The organism is Breznakibacter xylanolyticus, assembly GCF_003254275.1.
Classification (GTDB): domain Bacteria; phylum Bacteroidota; class Bacteroidia; order Bacteroidales; family Marinilabiliaceae; genus Breznakibacter; species Breznakibacter xylanolyticus.
Genome location: NZ_QKZK01000021.1, coordinates 30,210 through 53,068, shown reverse-complemented (window position 1 = coordinate 53,068; position 22,859 = coordinate 30,210). Strand labels below are relative to the sequence as shown.

Here is a 22,859-nt window from a genome sequence, read left to right as displayed (position 1 = left end):
ACTTAAAAAAACAATGATGATAATGAATGCGTTTGAGCAATTGCAAACAAATTTATGACAACCAAACAAGGACATCATCATCGAAAACACGTAAATAAAGGTAGTATAAACACGTAGTGGACGCAAAAACAGAAAAGGCCGGAAGATAAAAATCCACCGACCTAAATACTATGTCATACCCAACAGAAAGGAATTAATGATTTCGCCAGAATTCAGGTGAAAAAAGAATTAAAAATGAAAACAACTCCAAACGTCCCAGCAACATCAAAAATGACAACAACCACTTACCGGCCATGGGTGTAAGAGCAAAATTGCCCACCGGATTCCCGATTTCACCAAATCCGGGACCAATGCCCGCCATACAAGTTGCCGAAGCCCCCATGGCAGATTCCCAGCTTAGTCCCATGAAGGTGAGGATCAAAGAGGCGATGACAAAAATAATAATATACAAAATCACGAATGCCAAAACGGTAAAAACCACCTCTTTGGGAATCACCTTTCCACCAATGCGTAAAGGAATAATGCCCTGGGGATGCGTCATGCGACGAAATTCCAACATACTATTGCGAAACAAGATGTTATGCCGCATCACCTTCATCCCCCCCGCGGTAGATCCGGCACAACCACCCGAAAACATCAGCATAAAAATAATGAAAGAGAGATATTGAGGCCATGCAGTATAATCATCAGTCACAAATCCCGTTGTGGTCAAAATACTCACAACCTGAAACATGGCACTTCTAAAAGCATGTTCAAGGGCATATTTCTCACCCATATTTAAAAAAAGAGCAATGATCATCGTCGCAACCCCAATGATGGAAAGAAACACCCATAATTCCGAATTATTCCTAATACGACTCCACTTTCCATTCAAAACAAAATAGTGAATCGTAAAGTTAGTTCCGGCAAGAATCATAAACAAAATGACCACGTACTGAATAAACGGAGAATACTCAGCGATACTGGTATTTTTAGGGGAGAACCCACCTGATGCCAAAGTACCAAAGCTGTGACACAACGATTCAAATAAATTCATGCCACCAAACAGCATTACAACCGTTTGCAACAGCACCAACCCCACATATATACCCCAAAAACTCTTGGCTGTTTGCGTAATTCGAGGATGCAGTTTTTCATTAGTCACTCCGGATGCTTCGGCATTATAGAGTTGCATCCCGCCAAATCCAAAATAAGGCATAATGGCGATAGCCAACACGATAATCCCCATCCCGCCAATAAAATGGGTCATGCTTCGCCAAAATAAAATTCCATGGGGCAGTGCTTCAATATCCGTTAATATAGAAGCTCCTGTGGTGGTAAAGCCGGAAATCGTTTCAAAAAAAGCATCGGTATAACTGGGAATGTACCCCCCAATCACATAAGGAAGTGCACCAAACACAGACATCAACACCCAAACGAGACTCACAACAATAAAACCCTCTCGCTTAATCAGATCCTTACTGACATTTCGGGTTGGCAACCACGATGCAGCCCCCACCAAAAAAGTAATAAGGGACGAAGTCAACAACACAATAAAATCTCCTTCTCCATACACGAGTGCCACTCCGGCACAGAGCAACATAAAAAGGCTCTCGAACATCAACACTGATCCCATCAGGTTGATGATGAATTTCTTATTCAGCATCTCCCCAATCAGTTAAACATCTTTTCAATCTTAGCAATGGCCGAACTCAATGCAATGACCACCACCCGATCGTCGGCCATAATCACCGTATCACCGGTTGGAATGATGGCCATATCGCCACGAATAATCCCCCCAATTGTTACATCGTTAGGGATATTCAACTCTCGCAAAGGCTCCCGGGTAATTTTCGACCCAGGTTGAGCAATCAGCTCCATCACTTCGGCCTGAACAAAAGTCAAACATTTAACCCTCGACACGTGAGCCTTAAGCGTGTGTCGATAAATGTGACTGGCTGCGATTAGCTTTTTATTGACAATGGTTCCAATCCCAATATTGTCGGCCAAGGCAATGTAATCGGTATTTTCAACTTCAGCCACCGTTTTGCGCACCCCCATTTTTTTGGCCATCTGACATGCTAAAATATTCACTTCAGCATTAGCAGTTACCGCAATAAAGGCGTCCATCTTCTGAATCCCTTCATCTTTCAGCAATTCCAAATTGCGCCCATCACCACTGATTACCAAGGTATGCTCCAGAAAATCGGCCAAGCGGGCGCTTTTTTCTTTATCAATCTCAATTAACTTAACATTATAAATCTCCTCAATGGATTTGGCCACCTTTTTCCCAATGCGACTTCCCCCCAGAATCATCACGTTTTTGATATCGAACTGCTTTTTTCCTGCATCAGCCAATACTTGTGACAAACCGGATCGGGTCGTAATAAAATAAACCAAATCATTATGCGTGAAACGCACCTCGCCACGAGGGATAATCGTAGTTCCTTCACGATTGATAGCCACGGTGTTATACTCACGCGTACTATGCATTCCTGCGGCTTCAGCTAATGTTTTATTCATCAGGGGCGCATTGTCTCGAACTTTTAAACCCACCAACAAGAGTTTGCCGTCAGAAAATTCGTACATCTGCCGAATCCCCACCTGCTTCAGTGACATAATAATCTCATCGGCAGCCAACTGCTCGGGGTAAATGAGTTCATCAATTCCCAACTGTTTAAAAAACTCCTTGTTCTCGGGCAGTAGGTATTCATGATTGTTGACCCGGGCAACAGTCGTTTTTGCACCCAACTTGGTGGCCAAAATAGCCGACAAAATACTCATATCCTGATAAGGTGGCACAGCAATAAATAAATCACACTGCTTAACATTGGCCTCCTTCAAATCTTCCAAAGAGGTTAAATTACCCTCAATGGTCATTAAATCGAAATGCGAATCCAGAGCTTTTAGCTTCTCCCCATCTTCATCCATCAATATCACATCGTGATTGGCATTACAAAGCATCTTCGCCAAATGTGTTCCGACCGCTCCGGCTCCGGCAATTAAAATCCTCATTACAAACTTATTATAGATTCAATTCATCTGTCTAATCCGTTTTGTTCTGCCTCTAACAGATTATCAAAAACCCCTCAAACAGTTCATCAGTTTTAATCATGTGAACCTTTCCAAACATCAAGCCCTGAGTCAGTAAAATCAATAAAACAAAGGACTTGTACACAGCTCATTTCACCTAAAAAAAGACTAAAAACCAAGAACTTAAAAAGACAAAACTACCCCAATTAAGGGATGGACAAATTAAATGAATTATTCATTGATGCTTCAAAAAAAGGCCAACTTTTTTCTCCGCACCCAAACAACCTGACAAACAAAAACTTAATACACCCAACAAACATATTTTTGACGCTGAAGAGACGCCCATGTTTCATGCGCAAACTCTGCGTCGTGCTTATTTACCATCGACACATCAAACTTATCAAACACAACACCCCGCTCAACCACACAAAGCTCCAACTGCGTTCTCTTCTCTTCGACTGATTGATTACTCCAAATCACTACGCCATCACCAGTAAGCTTTTGCCGCCACGTTTTTCGCAAGACAAAAACCTCTTTATCACGCATCGGCAAACGCAACAGTCCATGGCTGTTAACCAAATCGTCAACATCAAGCATCATCGGTGCCTCCACCATTTTCATCGCCCACAACCCCTGAAAAACATAAGCAGCATCGGCAATACTGCAGCGCCCATCAGTTAACACAAAATTGTGATAACCATCAATGACATTCATCATCTTTTTTGTGCCCTGAGTATAAAAATGAACCTCCAATTGACGTGATGCCACGATGCGCCTGACGCCTACTGAAACCAACACAAAAACAAACATTACCAAAGCACTGATCAAAAGCCTAAGCCTGGCTTCTGACAAGAAAATCCCCAGCAGCAAACATCCTCCCAATGTCGCCACCAACTCAAAATGCGTCAATGACAAGCCCTCAAGATACGCTCCGGGTAACCCCGACACCCATTGGGTCGAACCATTCATAAACTCAACGCCACCACTTACCAGCCCACTAACAACCAACGACATAAAACCACCAACCGGTAAAACTAAAAGCACCAATGCCCCTCCAAGAACAATCGGCACCACTGGCAATATCAACACATTAGACAACACAAAATAAACCGGAAACCCATGAAACATCCATAACATCAAGGGGAATGTCCCCACTTGCGCCGCTAATGAAACCGAAACCATTGACCACAACCATCTCCACCCGATGAACCGAAATGACAGGAAATTATTGATAGGAAGATAAAAAATACCGATTCCGGCCACAGCCAGATGACTCAACCAAAATCCCGGCATATAAAAACTCGAAGGCCAAACCAACAAAATCAAAAAAGCCGACAATGCCAACGAATTAAACAGGGATGCCTTTTGCCCTAAGATCTGCCCAAACAACAACACCGAAAACATGATGGTAGCTCGACTCACTGATGGCGAAAAACGTGTTAACCATGCGTACCCCCACAGCACAACTAACCCCAATAACAAACGCACCCATTGATAGTTATTGCCCAACAGCGACAACGCAAGCATCAAAAAAAGATAAATAATGCCCACATGCAATCCGGAAACAGCCAGCACATGAATGGCTCCAGCCCTCACATAATCATCTCTGAGCGAAGGATCAAGAGAGGTTCGATCACCTAAAACCAATGCTTTCACCACCGAAGACAATGAATCATTGGGTAAAGCTTGTTCAAACACCCCAACAAATCGGTTGCGCAATAAATTACCAAAACCCGAGATACCAATATACTCGGGCGCATTAACTTTTTCGATTTGCCTCACACGACAAGTCATTGAATACCCCTGATGAAACAAATATTTGCCGTAATCAAATTGATAAGGGACAGCAACCCGGCTTAACGGCTGAAACCTCCCCGCCCCCAAAATCACACTTCCAACTTGAGGTGCCACGAACGAATCACGTCGCGCCACATAACACATCACCCGAACTGGCACTTGATGGTCATTAATTACCCGTTCTCCAATTTGTTCCAACACCACCGAAAGACGCAATGTGGAGGAATGCTTCCCCTGCACCTCATCAACCACCCCAATAAACGAACCATCAAAAGGCACCGTCAAACAACATGTCTCACGCAACGCAGACACACAATATCCAAGTAAAACCAATAATATCCCTGAAATAACGCCAAACAACCATCGAAATGAATAACATTGATAAATTCGTCGCATACCAAACACAATGCACAACACGACAAAAAGAGAGAGAGTCACCACTCCTACCACCAGCCAATTAACTGATTCTTCAGACCAATAACTCCGAATCCATAAACCCAAAACAAAAAACAATAACACCCAAACAGCCGGATGCCGCTTAAAAAAAAGAACCATTTCTTACAGATTTTCGTCTGTAAAAAATAGTTCCTTTCTATAACAATGTCAACACAAATACCCCGACAGAGATTGCGAAAATTTATACAATTTAAGAATCCTTACATCACCACACGTTCAAATTCTCTAATTAGACGAATAATACCCCTCACCATAGCCATACATATAGGCATATCCTCCATTTTTACAAGGCAATGCATTTACCATCACACTCATCCGATCACTCTTTACAACCTTCTCATCCGACAACAATTGCTTCAGAGCCGCCTTAGGAGTAAAATCATGACGAACCACCAGAATATTTAAATCACTATAAGCCGCTAACAAATGAGCATCAGAAACTAGTCCAACCGGAGGTGAATCAACCACCACAATCTCATAATTGGACTTCAGATAATCAAACAATTCGGCGGTTTTGCCCCCTGCAATCAGCTCAGCCGGATTGGGGGGAACAGGCCCGGAAAACAAAATATCCAAATTCGGAATACCGGAGCTCACCACATCCGGATCCGTTGATTCGTCCGACAAATAGAAATCAGTAATCCCCCTTTCAGATACAATATCTTTAAGCAGCAATTCCAAAGCCGGCTTGCGAAGATCAAAACCTATTAACACGGTTCGCTTGCCCATTTGCGCATAACTGGCAGCTAAATTTAATGCACAAAAACTTTTCCCTTCCCCGGGAATAATAGACGTAATCAAAAAGGTTTGATTCGTTTTTGAAATATGGAAAAACCCCAACGAAGTTCGCACGCTCCTAAAAGCTTCAGCCAACGATGAACGAGGATTGGATAAAACATGCTGAATATCTGTAGATTTTTTTGAATAAGGAATTTGCCCTAAAATAGGGTAACGAGTAATCAACTCCACATCTTCCTTATCTTGTACCTTCCCATTAAAATAAACCATTAGAAAAATCACGACGGCCGGCAACAACAATCCCACCAAAAACATAATAATCATGATGCGATTCACATCCGGTGCCACTTTCCCAACTCCGGCCGCCTCTTCTATAATTTCATGATCAGGCAAATTAGCCGCCTTGGCCAATTGAGCTTCAGAACGCCGTTGCAACAAGAAAGTGTACATTTCATTACTCAATTGAAACTTACGCTCAATATTCACCAACAACTGCTCGGTTTTAGGAAGTTTTCGAATTTGATAACTCAAATCCATCAACCGTTTATCCAAATCACGCAAGGTCAAATTGGTAGTAGCGATCACACTCTTCGTATTCTCAAGGATAGAGGTTTTCAGTTGCTGAATCCGATGATCAATTTGAGAAATCCGGGGATTGGCAACTTTTGAATTGAATTGTAAACCGGCTTTCTCGGCATTGCGACTACTCAGTTCGTTAATCAACTGGGTCAACATAGGATCATCCACCCCCATGGCAGAAGGAAACATCATCTCCTGAACATCACGATTATTCGTGATATAATCAATTAAATAATTGTAATAATCTAATCGCACCGCCACTGAGGCTCGCTGATTTTCTAAATCCTGAGACTGCTTAATAATCATCTGCCCCTGCATCGAGACATCCATCACCTCATTACGAGACCTAAAATTCTCAAGCACTTTTTCAGCAGCGACCAACGAATCGCTAACTCCCATCAATTCTTTCTCAATAAATTGAATGGTATTGGTCGCAATTAGATTTTTTCGTTCTAACGAATAATTAACGGCATTAACAGACAATCGATTTAAGAAATCCACCCCTTTCTGAACATTTCCTTCAACCACAGACAACTCAACGATGGAGGATCCATTCATCACACGGGTCATTTGCAATTTCCCTTTATACTCTCCCACCAGACGCCGCAAACTATTGAATTTAAACAAATAGGTATTTTTATCATATTGAGATCCATGCAAATTCTCCTCTACTGGAACAATCGAAAACGAATATCCCGGCTCATTGATTTTCTCAAAAAAGCGATATTTCACAGGCTTAGTAGCATCATCATCCACTAGCCGCAATGTGAATTCATCCTTTGACAAAAACTTCACTTCAAAGATGATGTCATTCCGTTTCAAAACAGTGGTATCGACAATCACCTTAAACGGACTATTTTTATATATTTCTAACACCTTCCCAAAGTCCTTCCGATAATACGACACCCCAAAATCAAGTTGCCGGAGCGTTTTTTCAATTTGCTTATTGGAGGTTAAGATAATCAATTGGTTTTCGATACTACTTTGACCAGTTCCTAAAATAATCCCTGGCAAATCAGACGCCCCGCTGATTGATCCAACCTTTCCATCATTACTCCCGGAAATCAACACTTTACAATTAATACGATAAGCCGGCGTGGTGGTTTTAAGAACATAAAGCGACACCAACAAGGCTACCACAAACACAATTGGAATATAATACCAATACTTTAGTGTCTGCATAACCGTTTTTTTGAGATTAAACTCCTTTTGCGGGATAAAGTCTCCTAACTCACTCATAAATAAAATTTTAACAATCCAACATTCCCCTTCAACGACACACACGATAAGTAATCGCATGAAAACTAGTCCTGTAATACCGTTACCAATGTAAAAATCATTATAACCGAATTGACCACCGTCAATCCAAAGCCTAACGAAATTGACGAAAGCGACCAAGATTTTAACCGTCGCGGTTCAACATATAAAATATCCCCTGGCTTCATATAAAAATAGGGCGAAAACATCACCTTTTCATCCAACATATTTATAACAATCATTTGTTGAACATCCCCTTCTTTACGTATCAACCGAACACGCTTTCGATTGGCAAAATCATTCACATCCCCGGCCAAGCTCAATGCTTCAACCAAATTGAGTTCCTCACCAGCCAACAAAAAACGCCCCGGTGAATTGACTTCCCCAACCACAGTAATATTATCATTTAACAGCTTCACAATCACACTACTTTGTTCTAAGTACTTATTCACCGCTAAGCCCACTTTGTCGCGGATCTCAGGTAACGTTAAACCTGCTACGTAAATTTTACCGATAAACGGATAATCGATGGAGCCATCCAAATTCACCCGGTAACCAAGCAAACTGGTAGACATCGGGGTTTCAGGCAATTGAGTATACCCGGAGCTACTATTCAAAAAAGCAGACGTTCGATCATCTAAACTATTCACCGTGATATACAACACATCATTGGGACGAACAAGATAATCGGTCTTATCAGTATTGAACGATCCATTAATGCGCGATAATTCTTTGGAAATATTGCCTTGCAAATAAATCGATTGCCTAAGCGGCACGCATCCCACCAGCATCAACGACACCAATACGATGACTCCTATCACTTTCTGCACCTTCATATTTTTTATTTTTTTTATTTCTACTGACTAAAATGGCTGACACGATCATCAGTGGTCAATCCTAACCATCAATTATTTGTAACAGAATCCAAAGTGGAATATTGACTATTTAGCGGAACATACTCCGGCACCAACCCCTTCATCCGAGCCACCAACAGTTCACCGGATTCATATTGTATAGCAGCCAACAACGCCGCTACCGACTTATTGGTTTGACTATATTCTTGCGGCCGTACTTTGCCAATCATTATTTTTTGATGATGAGTCGGCAGAGTTGTTTCTTTTGATGCCAACAACTCTTCATATAATTTTTCTCCGGGACGGAGTCCTGTATATTTTATTGAAATATCCTCACCTATCTTTAAGCCAGCCAAACGAATCATCGACTTTGCCAAATCATCAATCTTCACGGGCTCACCCATATCGAAAACAAAAATCTCTCCCCCCTTCCCCATAAATCCGGCCTCTAACACCAATTGACACGCCTCCGGTATCGTCATAAAATATCTGGTAATCTCAGGGTGCGTAACAGTCAACGGCCCTCCTTGATCAATCTGACGTTTAAACAACGGCACCACCGAACCATTTGATCCCAATACATTACCAAAACGCGTGGTAATAAAACGCGTCGTCATCATATCATGTCGCTGCGAGAGAGCCTGAATATACATTTCGCAAATTCGCTTGGAAGCCCCCATCACATTGGTCGGATTCACCGCTTTATCCGTTGAAATCATCACAAACTTTTCAACCTTAAACTCAACCGATAAATCCGCCAAATTTTTAGCTCCTCCAATATTCACTCGAATGGCCTCGTAAGGAAATGATTCCATTAACGGAACGTGTTTATAAGCAGCCGCATTAAACACCAGTTGAGGCCGATATCTCTCAAAAACACTCCTCAACCGAGGCAAATTGGTCACATCTGCGATCACAATCTCAAAAGGGGCATCCGAATAACTCAATAAAAGCTCTTGCTGAAGATTATACAACCCGGACTCAGCCACATCCAACAGCAGGACATTACGCACGGGAAAACGCAACAATTGCCTGACGATTTCAGACCCAATAGAACCAGCGGCGCCTGTCACCAAAATGGTTTTTCCCTCCAATCCGGCAGTAATACGCCGTTGATTGAGATGAATTTCGTCACGCCCCAAGAGGTCTTCTATTCGAATGTCCCTGATTTGATTGCGATTTGAAATTCCATTTACCCAATTTCCAACCGTTGGCATCACCTTTAACTTCCAGTCCAATTTCATACAGGTTTCAGAAATCTCCTGCTTTCGCTGAACAGATAAATTGGGTTGGGTCAGAATAATAACCTCAACATGCTTTATTCGATTAAGCTCAATTGCACGTTCCCAACTATACACCGGGAGTGACTGAAAAGTAACATTCCATCGGGAAGGATCGTCATCGACAAATCCGACAACATGATATTGATTAGCGCTATCACCAGTGATAGCTTCTAAGGTAATAATTCCCAAATCTCCGGTACCATAGATAAGAGTGCGCACCGATCCTCGTTTATGGGTTAAAAAAGCATAAGTCTCCCGCACTAACATCCGAAAACCAAAACAAAAGGTAATCGTAAGAAAAAAATGCATCAACAACACCAACCGGGAAACATCTACCCATTCGAAATCAAACAAGAGCGTGGCGGCCTCCATTCCCATCAAAACACTCAAAGCTAAAATTGAAGCCAACAACAAGCGCTTCAATTCAATATAATTGGTCAAGCGAATCACCCCACGAAAGGAACCAACCAGAAGGAATGCAAACAAATAAACCACAATAATCCATCCCCCTGCCCTCATCATTTGCCATACCGAATAATCAGCAAGGGCAACGTTCAACCGCAGCGTATAGGCCAGTAAAAAAGCGTTGGCAGTCAACAACAAATCAATGGCCAGTATCCACCACGGAGACATGATTCGACCATTGAAAAGATGCATCAACAACGACTTCATAGCGTCAAGTTTAAATATTCAATTTCATCATCATAAATGTCAGGATAAAACAATCATTGAACGATGAAATGTGACCAACACCACGATTTGATGGTTCAATTACCCTGTTTCAAAATGCGAATCCTAAACCAAAATCTCCCAAATTGAATTGACGATATAATCTAATTCATCAACACTAAGGAGTGGATAAATGGGCAACGAAAAAGTCCCCTGCCACGTTTTTTCACAATTGGGAAACAAACGCTCATCTGCCCCTATTAAGTCGCGATAATAGGACATCCTATAAATCGGTTTATAGTGCACAGAAGTCCCGATTCCCCTCTCAGATAGCATTTCCACCACGCGATTGCGACTCAATGGAGACAACCGATTGAGAACAACAGGAAATAGATGCCATGCGTGATCCTCGTGAGGGACTTTACAACCGGGCAACTCCAAACAAGGCAAATCAGCCAACTCCTTATAATAATACTCCGCGATTCGCTGTCGATCAGCACGAAACATCTCAGCTCGTTCCATTTGAGCGAGCCCGATAGCCGCGTTCAAATCGGGCATATTATATTTAAAGCCCGGAGCCACCACATCATATTCCCATGACGGTTTATCAGAGGTAAAACGATCCCAAACATCGCGATTTATCCCATGCAATCTCATGATTTTGACACGTCTAAAAATCTCTTCATCATTAGTCGTGAGCATCCCTCCTTCACCGGTCGTAATAGTTTTGTTAGCATAAAAACTAAAACAAGTCACGTCACCAATTCCCCCTATTCGATGTCCATTAATGGAAGCAGGAAAAGCATGAGCAGCATCCTCTAAAACCCTTATCCCATGCTCCTTACAAATATCAGCAATTCCCGTCTGCGAAGCATTGACCATTTCTGCCGGATGTCCCCCAAAATGTACCACAATGAGATATCTCACTTCAGGATATCGCTTAATCGCATCCTGTAAAATCGCAGGCGTAATCAAATTGGTACCATATTCAACATCCAAGAAAACAGGATCAGCATTGAGATACCGTACAACCTCAGCCGTTGCAGTAAATGTCATCGCAGGCACAAACACTTTATCACCTTCGCGGACACCCATGGCTTCAAGTCCCAAATGCAACGCAGCGGTACAACTATTCATGGCGCAAGCATATTTTGCACCGGTATAATCAACAAAACGCTGTTCCAGAGCCAACGCTTTTGACGCAGTTGTCAACCAACCACTTTTTAAAACATCAGTCACATAATTTAATTCATTACCGTCACAGGTAACTTTTGAAAATGGAATTTTTATCATATAATTAAATTAAGGTTACCACATTAATCATCCAATGCTAAGAACACAACACCCTCCAAACCGTTCGAAACAATATACCTATATCAACAATAAAACTATGATCATCAACATATTGCTGATAGAGACGAAGTTTTTGCGGCAATACCACATCTGCATATAATCGCTCGGGGTCATCAGCCTCGGCCAACATCTGTTCTTCGTTACGAAACAAAATAGAAGCATTATCGGTAATCCCTGGCATAATCGTCAAAACGCTATCCCACATTGCAGGATAGACTAAGACCCATTTTTCGACCTCCGGACGTGGACCAACAAATGACATGTCTCCCAGCCAAACATTAAACAATTGGGGCAGTTCATCCAATTTACTCTTACGTAACCAACGTCCAACTTTCGTCACTCGATGCGAGCTACCAGCATCAAAAGAGCCATCCCCGGCTCCTTCCCGCACATGCATCGTCCTGAATTTATAAAGATTAAAAAGCATTCGAAATCGTCCCACTCTTTTTTGAACAAAAAAAACAGGAAACCCATCATCCATCCAAACCAATATTCCAATTAACAGGAAAAAAGGACTCAGAAACAGGAGAAGGAAGGTGCTCATCAACAAATCAAACAAACGTTTCAGAATCACGGCAATTCATTTTAATGATTGACATGTTTAGCAGTTCGTTGTAACACGGCGCGAAAAGGCAGCAATACAATTCCCTTTAAATACCCCAAGCCGTACCCCCCATGCAAAATCAAAAAAGACCAGACTAAATAAAGAATTTCATTCAACCGTTTTTGACTTCTCAATGCAACAAAAGAAACCAACACACTCACAATCAAATAAAAACTAACTCCGCCCAATACCCCCCATAACAAAAAAGGCCAAACCAAAGACAACACGATTAAAAGAATCACAGACAAAACCAGCCCCAGAGGCATCAACTGCCTCAACGAAGCCACACGCCGTAACTTCATGCTAACAAGCGGCTTAAACAAGCCATATTGAAAATACATCTCAAATAACTTATGAAATGAATTCCGGGCTACATATTGAACTTTCATTGACGGAATTAAAAGAATTTTCATTCCATGCAGACGCATGCGTGCATTAAATTCATCATCCTGATTTCTAACTAATTCCACATCAAACAAACCAATTTGACGAAAAACCTCCCGCCTGAAGCAACCAAACGGGACTGTATCCACTTCTCTTACTTGCTCAGCTCCAATTCGAAACCATGAATTTCCAACTCCAAAAGGATGAGACAATGCCGTAGCAATAGCACGACAAGCAGGCTGTTGTGAGGCTGGAACCGTTTCAATTAAACACCCCACATTATCGCATTGATAAGTCTCCATCGCCTTCACCAAGGTAGATACATAATGCGGTGGATACACCGAATGCGAATCCATTCGAATAATTACATCCCCGTGTGCAATCCGAATGGCAGCATTCAACCCATAAGACACCGTTTGTTGAGGATTTTCAATCACCTTTATTCGAGAATCATGAAGCGAATAACCCCTCAATATCAACCCAGTACCATCAGACGAAAGTCCATCTGCTACAATCACCTCCATCAAATGGCTTGGGTAATCTTGCGCCAACACAGCATCTAACGTCTCTCGCATGTGCGCAGACTCATTTCGAACAGGAATAATTATTGAAACAAATGGATTCATTTTCAAATAATCAAACAAAGCATGAATATCAAGACACATGACTATGACTACGATAAATCATGCATCAACACATTTTCTAAAAGCACATTCACACAATAATCCCACACAACTCACCGAATTAACAATGTAAACATTTGTGCATGCAATTAATTATCAGACTAAACTCATAAAACCAAATAATCACGAAGTGACACTTATAACATTATCAAATCGCATAACATTGCTAACAAATAAAAAACTCATATCCACCCGCATCATTTACAATCTAGATGAGGATTAACGTTATAAATAGCTGCACAGATTGATTAATAAAAACCACAAACTAACATAACAGCACCAATATTCTACCAACATCCAATACATGTCTTTGATCGCAGTCAATCAACAAAACACTCACCAATACCCGCTAAGGACTAAACAAACTTAACTTCAGATATAAAACGGCGAAACTTACCCATTCGGGTTCGATCCAATACTTGCATACGAACAGGAACCAACGTTAATCCACGCTCCAATGAAACACTACAGAATTGCTCCAATGCTCTCAGTTCTCGACCGTTCAAATCCCGCCCCCCAACATACTGAATTTCAAACAAGTCCTTGCGCTTTTGAATCACTTTATATTCTTGAATAACGTCAAATCGGGTCGCAAAATCCTTAAACACATAATAAAAAACGGTATCACCAGGTGCCAAACGACCGGAAGGCAAAACCGCTAAATCTTCCCGACGCCCCATTAATCCGGTTAGATAACGCCTGCCATTTTTTTGAACAATCGCGCCAAAATCCCCTGTCTGATAACGAATAAACGGAGTACCGCGGTTAAAAAGAGACGTACATACAATATTCCCAAGTTCCCCATTCTGTAAAACCACACCATCATCATCAACAACCTCTGTATATAGCAATTCGTCACTCAACATCCATTCATAATCCGACGAAAAACCGACAATCCCCAACTCAGAAGTACCATACTCATTGGCAACAGAAACTCCCAAGGCTCTCTCTATTAAAACTCTTTCATCAGGACTGCACATTTCGGCGGTTAGAATACAAGCATTGAGAGAAGGAGAAATATCAGCAAGCACGATTCCTTGCTGATGCAGAAAACGCGCAAACACAATCAAAGGATAAGAATAGCCATATATATATTTAAATTGATGACCTTTAAAGATGTCCAACCACTTACGCAATGCCGCATCAGATAAATCCAAAACAGGAAAACGGAAACGGTGTCCCACATAATCCTTCGTTCTCTCATACCAACGCCCCATCAACGAAAGCGGAGCGCCATAAAAACGTGCTTGACAATCATTCAAACCCACCCCCATTCGAGCATAACGATCCTTTACTAAAAGCCAGGTTAAACAATGGGTGAGACCGTCTTTTTCAAAAACAAAGGGACGACCGCTTGAACCTGAAGTACTACCATAGAATATTTTATGACGCTTCCCATGAGACATGGCTTCTGTCAATTGGCTCTGCTTAATAATCTCTTTAGTCAACACAGGCAATTTATCCCACTGCCCGTTGTATCCTTGAGCTAGATTTCGATAACTCGCATTTTGCTCAAACAAGTGCATCACCAATTCATCCCGACGCATTAATTGCCATTCAAAAAGATCATCCACCGCACTAATTTCCTCCCAAACATCAAATGCCCGTTTCACCGGATATCCCTGAAACCTCAGCAATGTAAAGAAATCGATCATCTCTGTTTGTCATTTTTAGGTTGTACAAAAGACCTTGATGTGGGAACCATCAAAAAGAACGAAAAGCCCATTACAATACCAGGCATTGCCAAGCGCATGGCAGCATGAAACATGGTAAAAAAACTGACCAAAAAGAAAACCAAAAAGAAAGTACGCTGCATTGTAAAGCGCCTTTGTCGAAAAAAATAAATCGGCAAATAAACGTAGGCCAACAAAATAAACAGCAGCCCCAATACTCCTTGCTCAGCCAACAAGCGACTATACTCAGTATGAGCGGCAGCGGCATGACCAAATTCTCGTTTATGAAATTCCATTGCCATACCATATCCTGTTCCCAAAATCGGATATTGTATAAAAGCCTTCAAGTCACCTAACATGATGTATTCTCGCCCACTCAAATAACTTTTATCCTGGCGTTCAATCCCGGTCAAAACTTCAGAAGTACTTTTTCCTTGATAGCGAAACAATAAATAGTTATTTGTCAGAGAATTAGCCCAAAAAGCCGTTATCACCAACAACCCAACGCCAAGCAACACATAAGACCCAATTCTTCGTATTTGTAACCGAAAATCATAACTTCTAAAATATAAATAAATAAAACCCAGCGACAACGCTGCCAGCATACTCAGAATCCCACCTCGACTAAAAGTGAGCAATCCTCTTAAAAACAAAAACACAATCATCACATAATCCAACACTCGCCATGGGGTAAGCTTAACACCTTGAAGCGCGAAAAAAACAGGAATTAAAATAAACCAACCTAAAATAGTGGACACCTGATTTGCGGCAAAGCCACCTGAAGCTTCAGGATTCGATTGCACACTGGTGAAATGCAATGTATCCAACCCTGCTCGTAGAGACAAACCAATAATCATTGCAAAAGCAGGTAAAAAAGCAAAACGAAGAATACCTAAAATTGCAGCTTTAGTCATCGGCTTATTATAAAAATAAAAACCGGAAAAAACCAATGTCAAAGGACCAGAAAGATTAAACAAAACCATCTCCCGAATTCGCTCTGAATCGGAACTGTGGGTTAAAAAAATTGCAGGAATCAATAACAATAACAACAAAATAAAAACCGGCGCTCTAAAAGAACGTTTCCCCATAATGGTTCCCATCAACAAAATCATAATCGCCCCATATTTCCCAAGTTCATAAAATACTATAAACCCGGACATGCGATATAAAATTTCAAACCCGATGACGTACAAGGCGTATGCCGCGGCTCGGTCATCTCGATCGGCTGTCATAAATACATTAAAAACAGCAAAAACAATAAATAGCAAAAAATAGATTCCAACCATAGATGGAGCTACTTTTAACAGCACCCCCATCAAAGCATGAAAACCAATATAAGCCCAGTACCGCCCCCCATGATTCATTAAATCCCGCATAAACATGAATATAAACCAATACAACTGATTCAATCAAAACGCATCAAACACCCATCCTTTTGACAACAAAAAAATTCGAACATCATTCATGACTCGTTGTAAATGAAAAGGCGCAGTGACCTCTTGCGCCCCTTTTCCAATATGAGTTGCCAAACTATCCGAGAGTAAAACATCATCCAGCTTGCCGGCAAGCGCATCAACATCGTGACACTCAACAAATCCGGCACTTTCGTTTTCCTTAAAATATTCATCCAACGAATTAAAACGCGTCATCACCATGGGCATACCTGCAAATCCGGCTTCAACCAATACACCGGGTAATCCCTCTCCATAATGAAAAGTGGGCAAGGCCAATAAATGAAACCGAGAGATTACCTCCTGAACCTGCTGAGGCTGAACTACCCCTCTATATAAATACCACGTCGGATGCAACTCAACACGTTTAAAAAACTCACGTTCACATTCAGGATCGATGGGCCCAAAAATATGCAATTGATAGTCGCGTTTCCTTAATCCACACAATAAAGCAATAGCATCCATCAACTCAAAAATGCCTTTCGAAGGAGTTACTCTCGATACAAACACAATCTTATTACGCGAGTCTTCAGTCAATGACCAGCGATGCCCGCTATCAATTCGAGGGTTATAGATGACCGATGCATGTCGAACCCCAATTTTTCGCAATCCATCGACTAAGCGATACGACTCACCCAGCACACCATTCAATCCATTTAGCAACAATACATATACAGACCGAGCCAACAGATTTAAACCCTTCAATTGCAAATCGTAACTTCCTCCAATCACAAACAAAACGACCTTTTTTTTTCGTAACACCGACATCAAACAGCATAAAGGAATAATCACCATCCGCCCCCATTTATTTAAGGACAAAATGATCTGATTTGATCGCCACAAAACAGCAACCAAATGCGCCACAAAACGCATCCTTCCCTGCCCTCGGTAAATGGTATCGACACATTCAAACGGTTGTGATAACATCTCTCCGAAACCGGCTTTCAAAAAATCGTTCTTCACGCCATCCCCATTATATGGCGGAGAAAAAGGCCCAATTAAGGAAGTCTTTCCCTTCTTCATCATTTAATCTCTTAACAAAACAAACAAGTTCAACTCCAATCGTTACAATATCTACAACAAATTAACAGCAAGAAACGCCATAAGCTTTCAAGATCGTTGCAACGGCACTTTCTTTTGAATATTTCTTTTTCACCTCCTCATGATATTTAATGGCTCTCTCGAACACCGATGCATCTTCTGAAACCACCGTCACCATCATTTCAGCCAAACCGACAGAATCCCGAGCCTCAACCAACCAGCCCAATCGCCCCTCTTGTAAAACCTCTGGACATTCACCCACCCTCGTACACACAACAGGCAAACCAGACAACCCATATTCGAGCAAAGCCACTGGCAACCCCTCCGAGATTGAAGATAAAACACCCGCATGGCAACTATCCAGGATAGCCGAAACATCATTTCTTGAACCTAAAAGATGAACATGTATATTTTCACTGTCAATTCTTTTAATATGTGCCTGAACTCCCGCCATATACTCATCGCCATAATCCCCTCCCACAAAATACAACTGAGCTTGAGGATACACCTTTAAGACTCGTTCAAAAGCATCCAATAACGTATGATGATCCTTTTGAGGCCGGATATTGGCCAGACAGACAAAACGAGGAGAATGATTCATTCCAGGCAATGCCTCCTCCAATGAACCATGCTTTAATTCCGGAAAATTAAGCAACAACGTAACCTTTTTCTCTGAGTATTTCAATTCGCGAACTGCATAACGCCACAACTGACGATTGACCACAAACACATGCGACACCAAAGGACGACACATCTTTAAAGCCCAAGCCGTTCTTCGTTCAAGATACTCACTAAACCCAAAATGATCGTGCCAGATAATTCGTAACCACGGCATCCCCAACCTTAACAAACAGGCCCAATAAACAGAACTGGAATGGGCATGAATCACCACTATCCGATGTCGATAAACGTAAAAAAGGATCTTTAAAAAAGCAAAAACATCCCACCATCCGGCCTTATTGGCAACAAAAAAACGTTGGGGATAATTAAAAAACTGAGCCAATGGCCCTCCTTGATGCGTTGCACACAAGTGACTCTCAACCCCCTTTTCTGCTGTTGCATTGGCAATATTAACAGCCATGCGTTCGGCCCCGGCTGCCACCAAAGTATCGATCAATGTTAATACGCGTAACGACATTACTTGCTCTTTCTGAAATTAAACGACAAATTCATCCTTTCTTCAACAATATATCAGAGACATCCCGCTCAAAACGCCCTAAATGATATTGACGCGACCATTCCATGCCCTGCAGAGCCATTTGTTGATAGGCTTGCGACTGACTCACCAGCACATTAATTGATTCTGCAATTTTCACAGCATCCGGATCTGTAATAATTCCTCGTTGTCCATCACCCAACATCGATCGAACACAAGACACATCAGTAGAAACAGGCACACACCCCCACCACATGGACTCCGCCACCACTTTGGGCCATCCCTCAGACCAGGACATAAACACAAGAAAATGTGATGCTTTAAAATACCCCACCACCTCTGCAGGCGACAGCTTACCAGTAAAAGCAACTTGCTTATTAACACCTAATTCATCACACATACTGCGAAGCGAGGACTTTTGTGCCCCATCGCCAATCAACGTCAGATGCGAACGAATCCCGATGGCATTCAACGCCACAACCGTCTGAATTGCAGTATGAGGGCGTTTATTCGAGGTTAAAGTACCCACAAATAACAACTGCAAAACGTCATCCCGACTAGCACTCCTTATGGGTACATCATAACCATCTGCTTCGGTATAGGAAGCAGTATAAAAAGGGATGATATTTCTGCTTTTTTCACGCCAATCACCATACACCAACACCTTACAGCGACGTGTCAACCATGAATTTCGCAGCATTTTTTTTTGAATACGATAGGACAATGGCTGTCTTGAACGAGGATCCCAATTATTGGCATATTTAACCGTTTTATTTTTTTTTGGAAAAAAAACCTGAACCATCAACCCAATTAGTCCCATATTACCAGGACAACGCAAGTGGATATGATCAGCCCAATACATCTGACATAATAATACCCAGATAATCTTTGGCAAAAACCACACAGAACAGATAGTCGTTTTTAAACTAGTCAAGTCAATTGGTTTAACACCCACAAACTCAAATTGAGGATGCACATAAGCCATATCCAAAGGATCCGGAGCATCTTGCAAAAAAGGTGCGACCACCCGAACCAGGTCTGCATGCTTAAGCCAAATATTCATCTCCCGGACATATGGCGCATAGCTATAAACTCGCCCATCCTTTTGTTTATGAATCGCATAACTAACCACCAAAAAACGTTTCATAAGCTATTAATTCAGACCGTTTCTTAAAAATCCTCAATTGGACACCAATTCTAACACCTGACTATTAAATTACCACCCAATCACATGTCCTTTTCTTCTCCAAGATGTAGCTACCCCTTTGTCGACCCCCAGCTCGCAACAACTCATAAAACTCGATATTTCGTATCGTAATTCGCTCCAAATCAAATTTTTCGCGAGCAAAAATCATTCCCTGCTCAGCAATCTGAGTCAAATGCCCCGGATGCTCAAATGCGTCGATAATTTTATTTGCGATATCACTTACATCCAAAGGGAAACACAACAACCCGGTCATTCCATGTATGATAGTTTCGGGACCTGGCCCTGTTTCAGAAAAGAGTACCGGGCGACCTGTTAGCATTGCTTCTGGCGCCACCAACCCTAAAGTTTCCATATGAGATGGAAAAACACACAACTCAGCTGAAGCAAAAATTAAAGGGAGTTGATGACGCATAATGGCACCATGAAAAGTCACATGGGACAACACTGATGAAGAAATCTCCTTCTTGAGTCTGTCAACATACGATTTCCCCTCTTTATCAAACCAATCCCTCCCATAAATATCTAAATGAACATCAGGAAATCGTTTACGTACTTTATCCAATGCCATTAATAACTGCCTTACTCCTTTTTTTTCACAAACCGTTCCTGCAAAAACCAAACTATGTGCGACCACCTCAACATTCGGCATGGGACGAAACAAGGTCGAATCCAAAGGCAATGGAATCACTGTAATGGGCTTTTGCCTATATGATAAATACTTACAAGTATGACTTTTAACAAACTCCGAAACCGCAATAAAAGCATCCGATTTTTTAAACGATACTTTCTCCTGCCATCCTTTCCACCAGTGAATATTTCGTTGCTCTGCTTCGGCAAAAAAATGATGCCCGCCATGAAGCCGAATCACTTTGTGATAGGGGGTTTGATAAGACATAAAAGCCAATCCTGCTTCTGATGATTCCAAAATATCTATAGGCAGCTCTCTATATAAGGAAGTCAAAAATTTGCGTATACGAATGACATTCGGTATGACTTGCGCATACCTTATTCTTGACATAGGCAAACGTACAACACTCACACCCTGATCATTAAAATCCTGTCGAACCAAAGAACGACCAATCCCCACTACAGTTACTCGATGACCATGCCTAACAAGCGCACGCCCCAATGTTTGAATAAACGTTCCAATACCACCGGTTGCCCACAATGGGTATTCATGGGAAAGAAAACAGATATGCATTCGATCGTCATCATTAGTTAACAGAAACATGCATCTCTCGAAAGGACTTTTGCGTCCTCAGCCGCGCATCGTGCTGACACAAACGAGCAATATTTTCAGACGCACCACTTAACGGGTGTTTCACAATGGTTTCCAACCATTTTTGCCGACTGATGGCAACTTCTGTTGGGTGCTCCAAGGCTTGTTGCACAGCTGCCACAATATCCTCTTTTCGATCGAGCCAAATGACACATTCCCGATCAGGCATACTCCTAAACTGCTGATATTGATTATTGATCACAGCCGACCATCCTGCCACATCGGGTTGGTCATAATTGATATATATGGCTGGCTTATCAAACACGGCAAAATCGTGTGCCATGGTGGAACCCACGTTAATAACCGCATCAGCATGCAAACAAACGTTCACAAGCAATGCCACATCATCGGGAGTTGGCACAATGGCATCCCATCCCCCCGGATACTTTTTCCAATGCGGTTCTGATACTTTTATCAAATCCGGATATTTGTCAATCACTTTATCAAATCGACCAGAAAGGTCTACAGGACAACGACGCAACAAAATTTGAGGCCGTCGGGATTCCGGAATCATCATCAATGATTCGGCCAAATCAGACAAATACAAATCATCACATGGGAACGTCAAATCATTACCCGAAAAACAGAGAATTTTATTCTCAGGATTCAACCCCAAACGTTTACAAAAAGCATCCCGACTATAGTACATCTCCCGTTCGGCATAAAACTCAAATTGGGGAGTTCCGGTGACAACGATGTTTCGATCTGGTATTTCAGGATAATAGCGATTCATCTCTCGCCGCATGTACTCTGACCAAACCACATATTTATCACTTTTTACAAGCAACCTTGCTTTGGGTAAATTATCCCATGAGTAAATGGCTCCAATAGAGGGAATCCCTAACAGGCTTGACGCCTTTACGATGGCAGCGGCATCGGCAGATCGTTGATGCGTACAAAATATCACATCCACATTCATTTTCTTCAGTTCTTGCTGCTGACTTAATACAAAACGAGTACGCCCCACCAGTTTGTCATACCACCTCTCAAATAAAAAAATTGACGCATACCGATTCAGACACAAAATGCCAATTAGCGCAGCGATTTTATAGAACAACCAAGCCCCTCCCTTGTATTTTTTCCTGGTCCAGTTCAACATCGTTGTCGAATTTGCGTCGATACGCGTATTGTGCCTTAAACGAGCATAAGTGATGGCTTCTTTCAACAACTTACAGTACCAAGGCTCACGAAAAAGCTCCATTTTCACATAATGGATAGAACGACCATGCAAATTCCCCACTCCCTCAACCACCTCAGCGGCCAAAGGCGTCCATACGATTACATCATCGTTGGGCGAAAAATTATCCATCACCCGGCTATACAAATAATTACGCAACCCGGTTCCATCAGGCACCAAAAAGCAGACTTTCATAAGCTAACAAG

Annotated in this window: 16 protein-coding genes; all 16 read right to left on the bottom strand. The window is 41.9% G+C overall.

Annotated features, from left to right (window positions below):
* Positions 1 to 193: 193 nt before the first annotated feature.
* The 16 genes from LX69_RS12175 to LX69_RS12100 all read right to left on the bottom strand — a co-directional run bounded on the left by LX69_RS12175 (position 194) and on the right by LX69_RS12100 (position 22,848).
* On the bottom strand, positions 194 to 1,645 hold the full coding sequence (locus LX69_RS12175; protein ID WP_221621352.1) for a TrkH family potassium uptake protein: 1,452 nt from the start codon (positions 1,643 to 1,645) through the stop codon (positions 194 to 196).
* An 8-nt stretch (positions 1,646 to 1,653) separates the two neighbouring features.
* Positions 1,654 to 2,994, bottom strand: coding sequence for a Trk system potassium transporter TrkA (trkA, locus tag LX69_RS12170; RefSeq protein WP_111446329.1), 1,341 nt, complete (start codon positions 2,992 to 2,994; stop codon positions 1,654 to 1,656).
* A gap of 318 nt (positions 2,995 to 3,312) precedes the next feature.
* Positions 3,313 to 5,364 (bottom strand): ComEC/Rec2 family competence protein, encoded by a 2,052-nt coding sequence (locus LX69_RS12165; RefSeq protein WP_111446328.1) that lies wholly within the window; start codon positions 5,362 to 5,364, stop codon positions 3,313 to 3,315.
* Positions 5,365 to 5,490: 126 nt separating this feature from the next.
* Positions 5,491 to 7,821, bottom strand: coding sequence for a GumC family protein (locus tag LX69_RS12160; RefSeq protein ID WP_170124368.1), 2,331 nt, complete (start codon positions 7,819 to 7,821; stop codon positions 5,491 to 5,493).
* 65 nt (positions 7,822 to 7,886) lie between these two features.
* On the bottom strand, positions 7,887 to 8,675 hold the full coding sequence (locus LX69_RS12155; RefSeq protein WP_111446326.1) for a polysaccharide biosynthesis/export family protein: 789 nt from the start codon (positions 8,673 to 8,675) through the stop codon (positions 7,887 to 7,889).
* A 68-nt stretch (positions 8,676 to 8,743) separates the two neighbouring features.
* Positions 8,744 to 10,648 (bottom strand): polysaccharide biosynthesis protein, encoded by a 1,905-nt coding sequence (locus tag LX69_RS12150; RefSeq protein WP_111446325.1) that lies wholly within the window; start codon positions 10,646 to 10,648, stop codon positions 8,744 to 8,746.
* 123 nt (positions 10,649 to 10,771) lie between these two features.
* Complete coding sequence (locus tag LX69_RS12145; RefSeq protein ID WP_111446324.1) at positions 10,772 to 11,938, bottom strand: DegT/DnrJ/EryC1/StrS family aminotransferase; 1,167 nt, start codon at positions 11,936 to 11,938, stop codon at positions 10,772 to 10,774.
* A 37-nt stretch (positions 11,939 to 11,975) separates the two neighbouring features.
* A complete protein-coding gene (locus LX69_RS12140) occupies positions 11,976 to 12,572 on the bottom strand; it encodes a sugar transferase (RefSeq protein WP_221621351.1) in 597 nt (198 codons plus the stop codon).
* A gap of 11 nt (positions 12,573 to 12,583) precedes the next feature.
* Positions 12,584 to 13,612, bottom strand: coding sequence for a glycosyltransferase family 2 protein (locus LX69_RS12135; protein WP_170124367.1), 1,029 nt, complete (start codon positions 13,610 to 13,612; stop codon positions 12,584 to 12,586).
* A gap of 413 nt (positions 13,613 to 14,025) precedes the next feature.
* The gene (locus LX69_RS12130) at positions 14,026 to 15,324 is read right to left on the bottom strand and encodes a phenylacetate--CoA ligase family protein (RefSeq protein WP_111446322.1); all 1,299 of its coding nucleotides are present in this window, start codon (positions 15,322 to 15,324) and stop codon (positions 14,026 to 14,028) included.
* Entirely contained in the window at positions 15,321 to 16,718 is a 1,398-nt protein-coding gene (locus tag LX69_RS12125) for an O-antigen ligase family protein (protein ID WP_170124366.1), read from the bottom strand. The genes LX69_RS12130 and LX69_RS12125 overlap by 4 nt, the downstream gene beginning before the upstream one ends.
* A gap of 33 nt (positions 16,719 to 16,751) precedes the next feature.
* On the bottom strand, positions 16,752 to 17,816 hold the full coding sequence (locus LX69_RS12120; RefSeq protein WP_170124365.1) for a glycosyltransferase: 1,065 nt from the start codon (positions 17,814 to 17,816) through the stop codon (positions 16,752 to 16,754).
* A 61-nt stretch (positions 17,817 to 17,877) separates the two neighbouring features.
* Positions 17,878 to 18,972, bottom strand: coding sequence for a glycosyltransferase (locus LX69_RS12115; RefSeq protein WP_111446319.1), 1,095 nt, complete (start codon positions 18,970 to 18,972; stop codon positions 17,878 to 17,880).
* A 31-nt stretch (positions 18,973 to 19,003) separates the two neighbouring features.
* Complete coding sequence (locus LX69_RS12110; RefSeq protein WP_111446318.1) at positions 19,004 to 20,137, bottom strand: glycosyltransferase; 1,134 nt, start codon at positions 20,135 to 20,137, stop codon at positions 19,004 to 19,006.
* 64 nt (positions 20,138 to 20,201) lie between these two features.
* On the bottom strand, positions 20,202 to 21,428 hold the full coding sequence (locus LX69_RS12105) for a glycosyltransferase family 4 protein (protein WP_221621350.1): 1,227 nt from the start codon (positions 21,426 to 21,428) through the stop codon (positions 20,202 to 20,204).
* Positions 21,412 to 22,848 carry a glycosyltransferase family protein gene (locus LX69_RS12100; RefSeq protein ID WP_111446317.1) on the bottom strand — a complete coding sequence of 479 codons (1,437 nt, stop codon included), beginning with the start codon at positions 22,846 to 22,848 and terminating at the stop codon, positions 21,412 to 21,414. Before LX69_RS12100 ends, LX69_RS12105 begins: the two co-directional genes overlap by 17 nt.
* Positions 22,849 to 22,859: the final 11 nt, after the last annotated feature.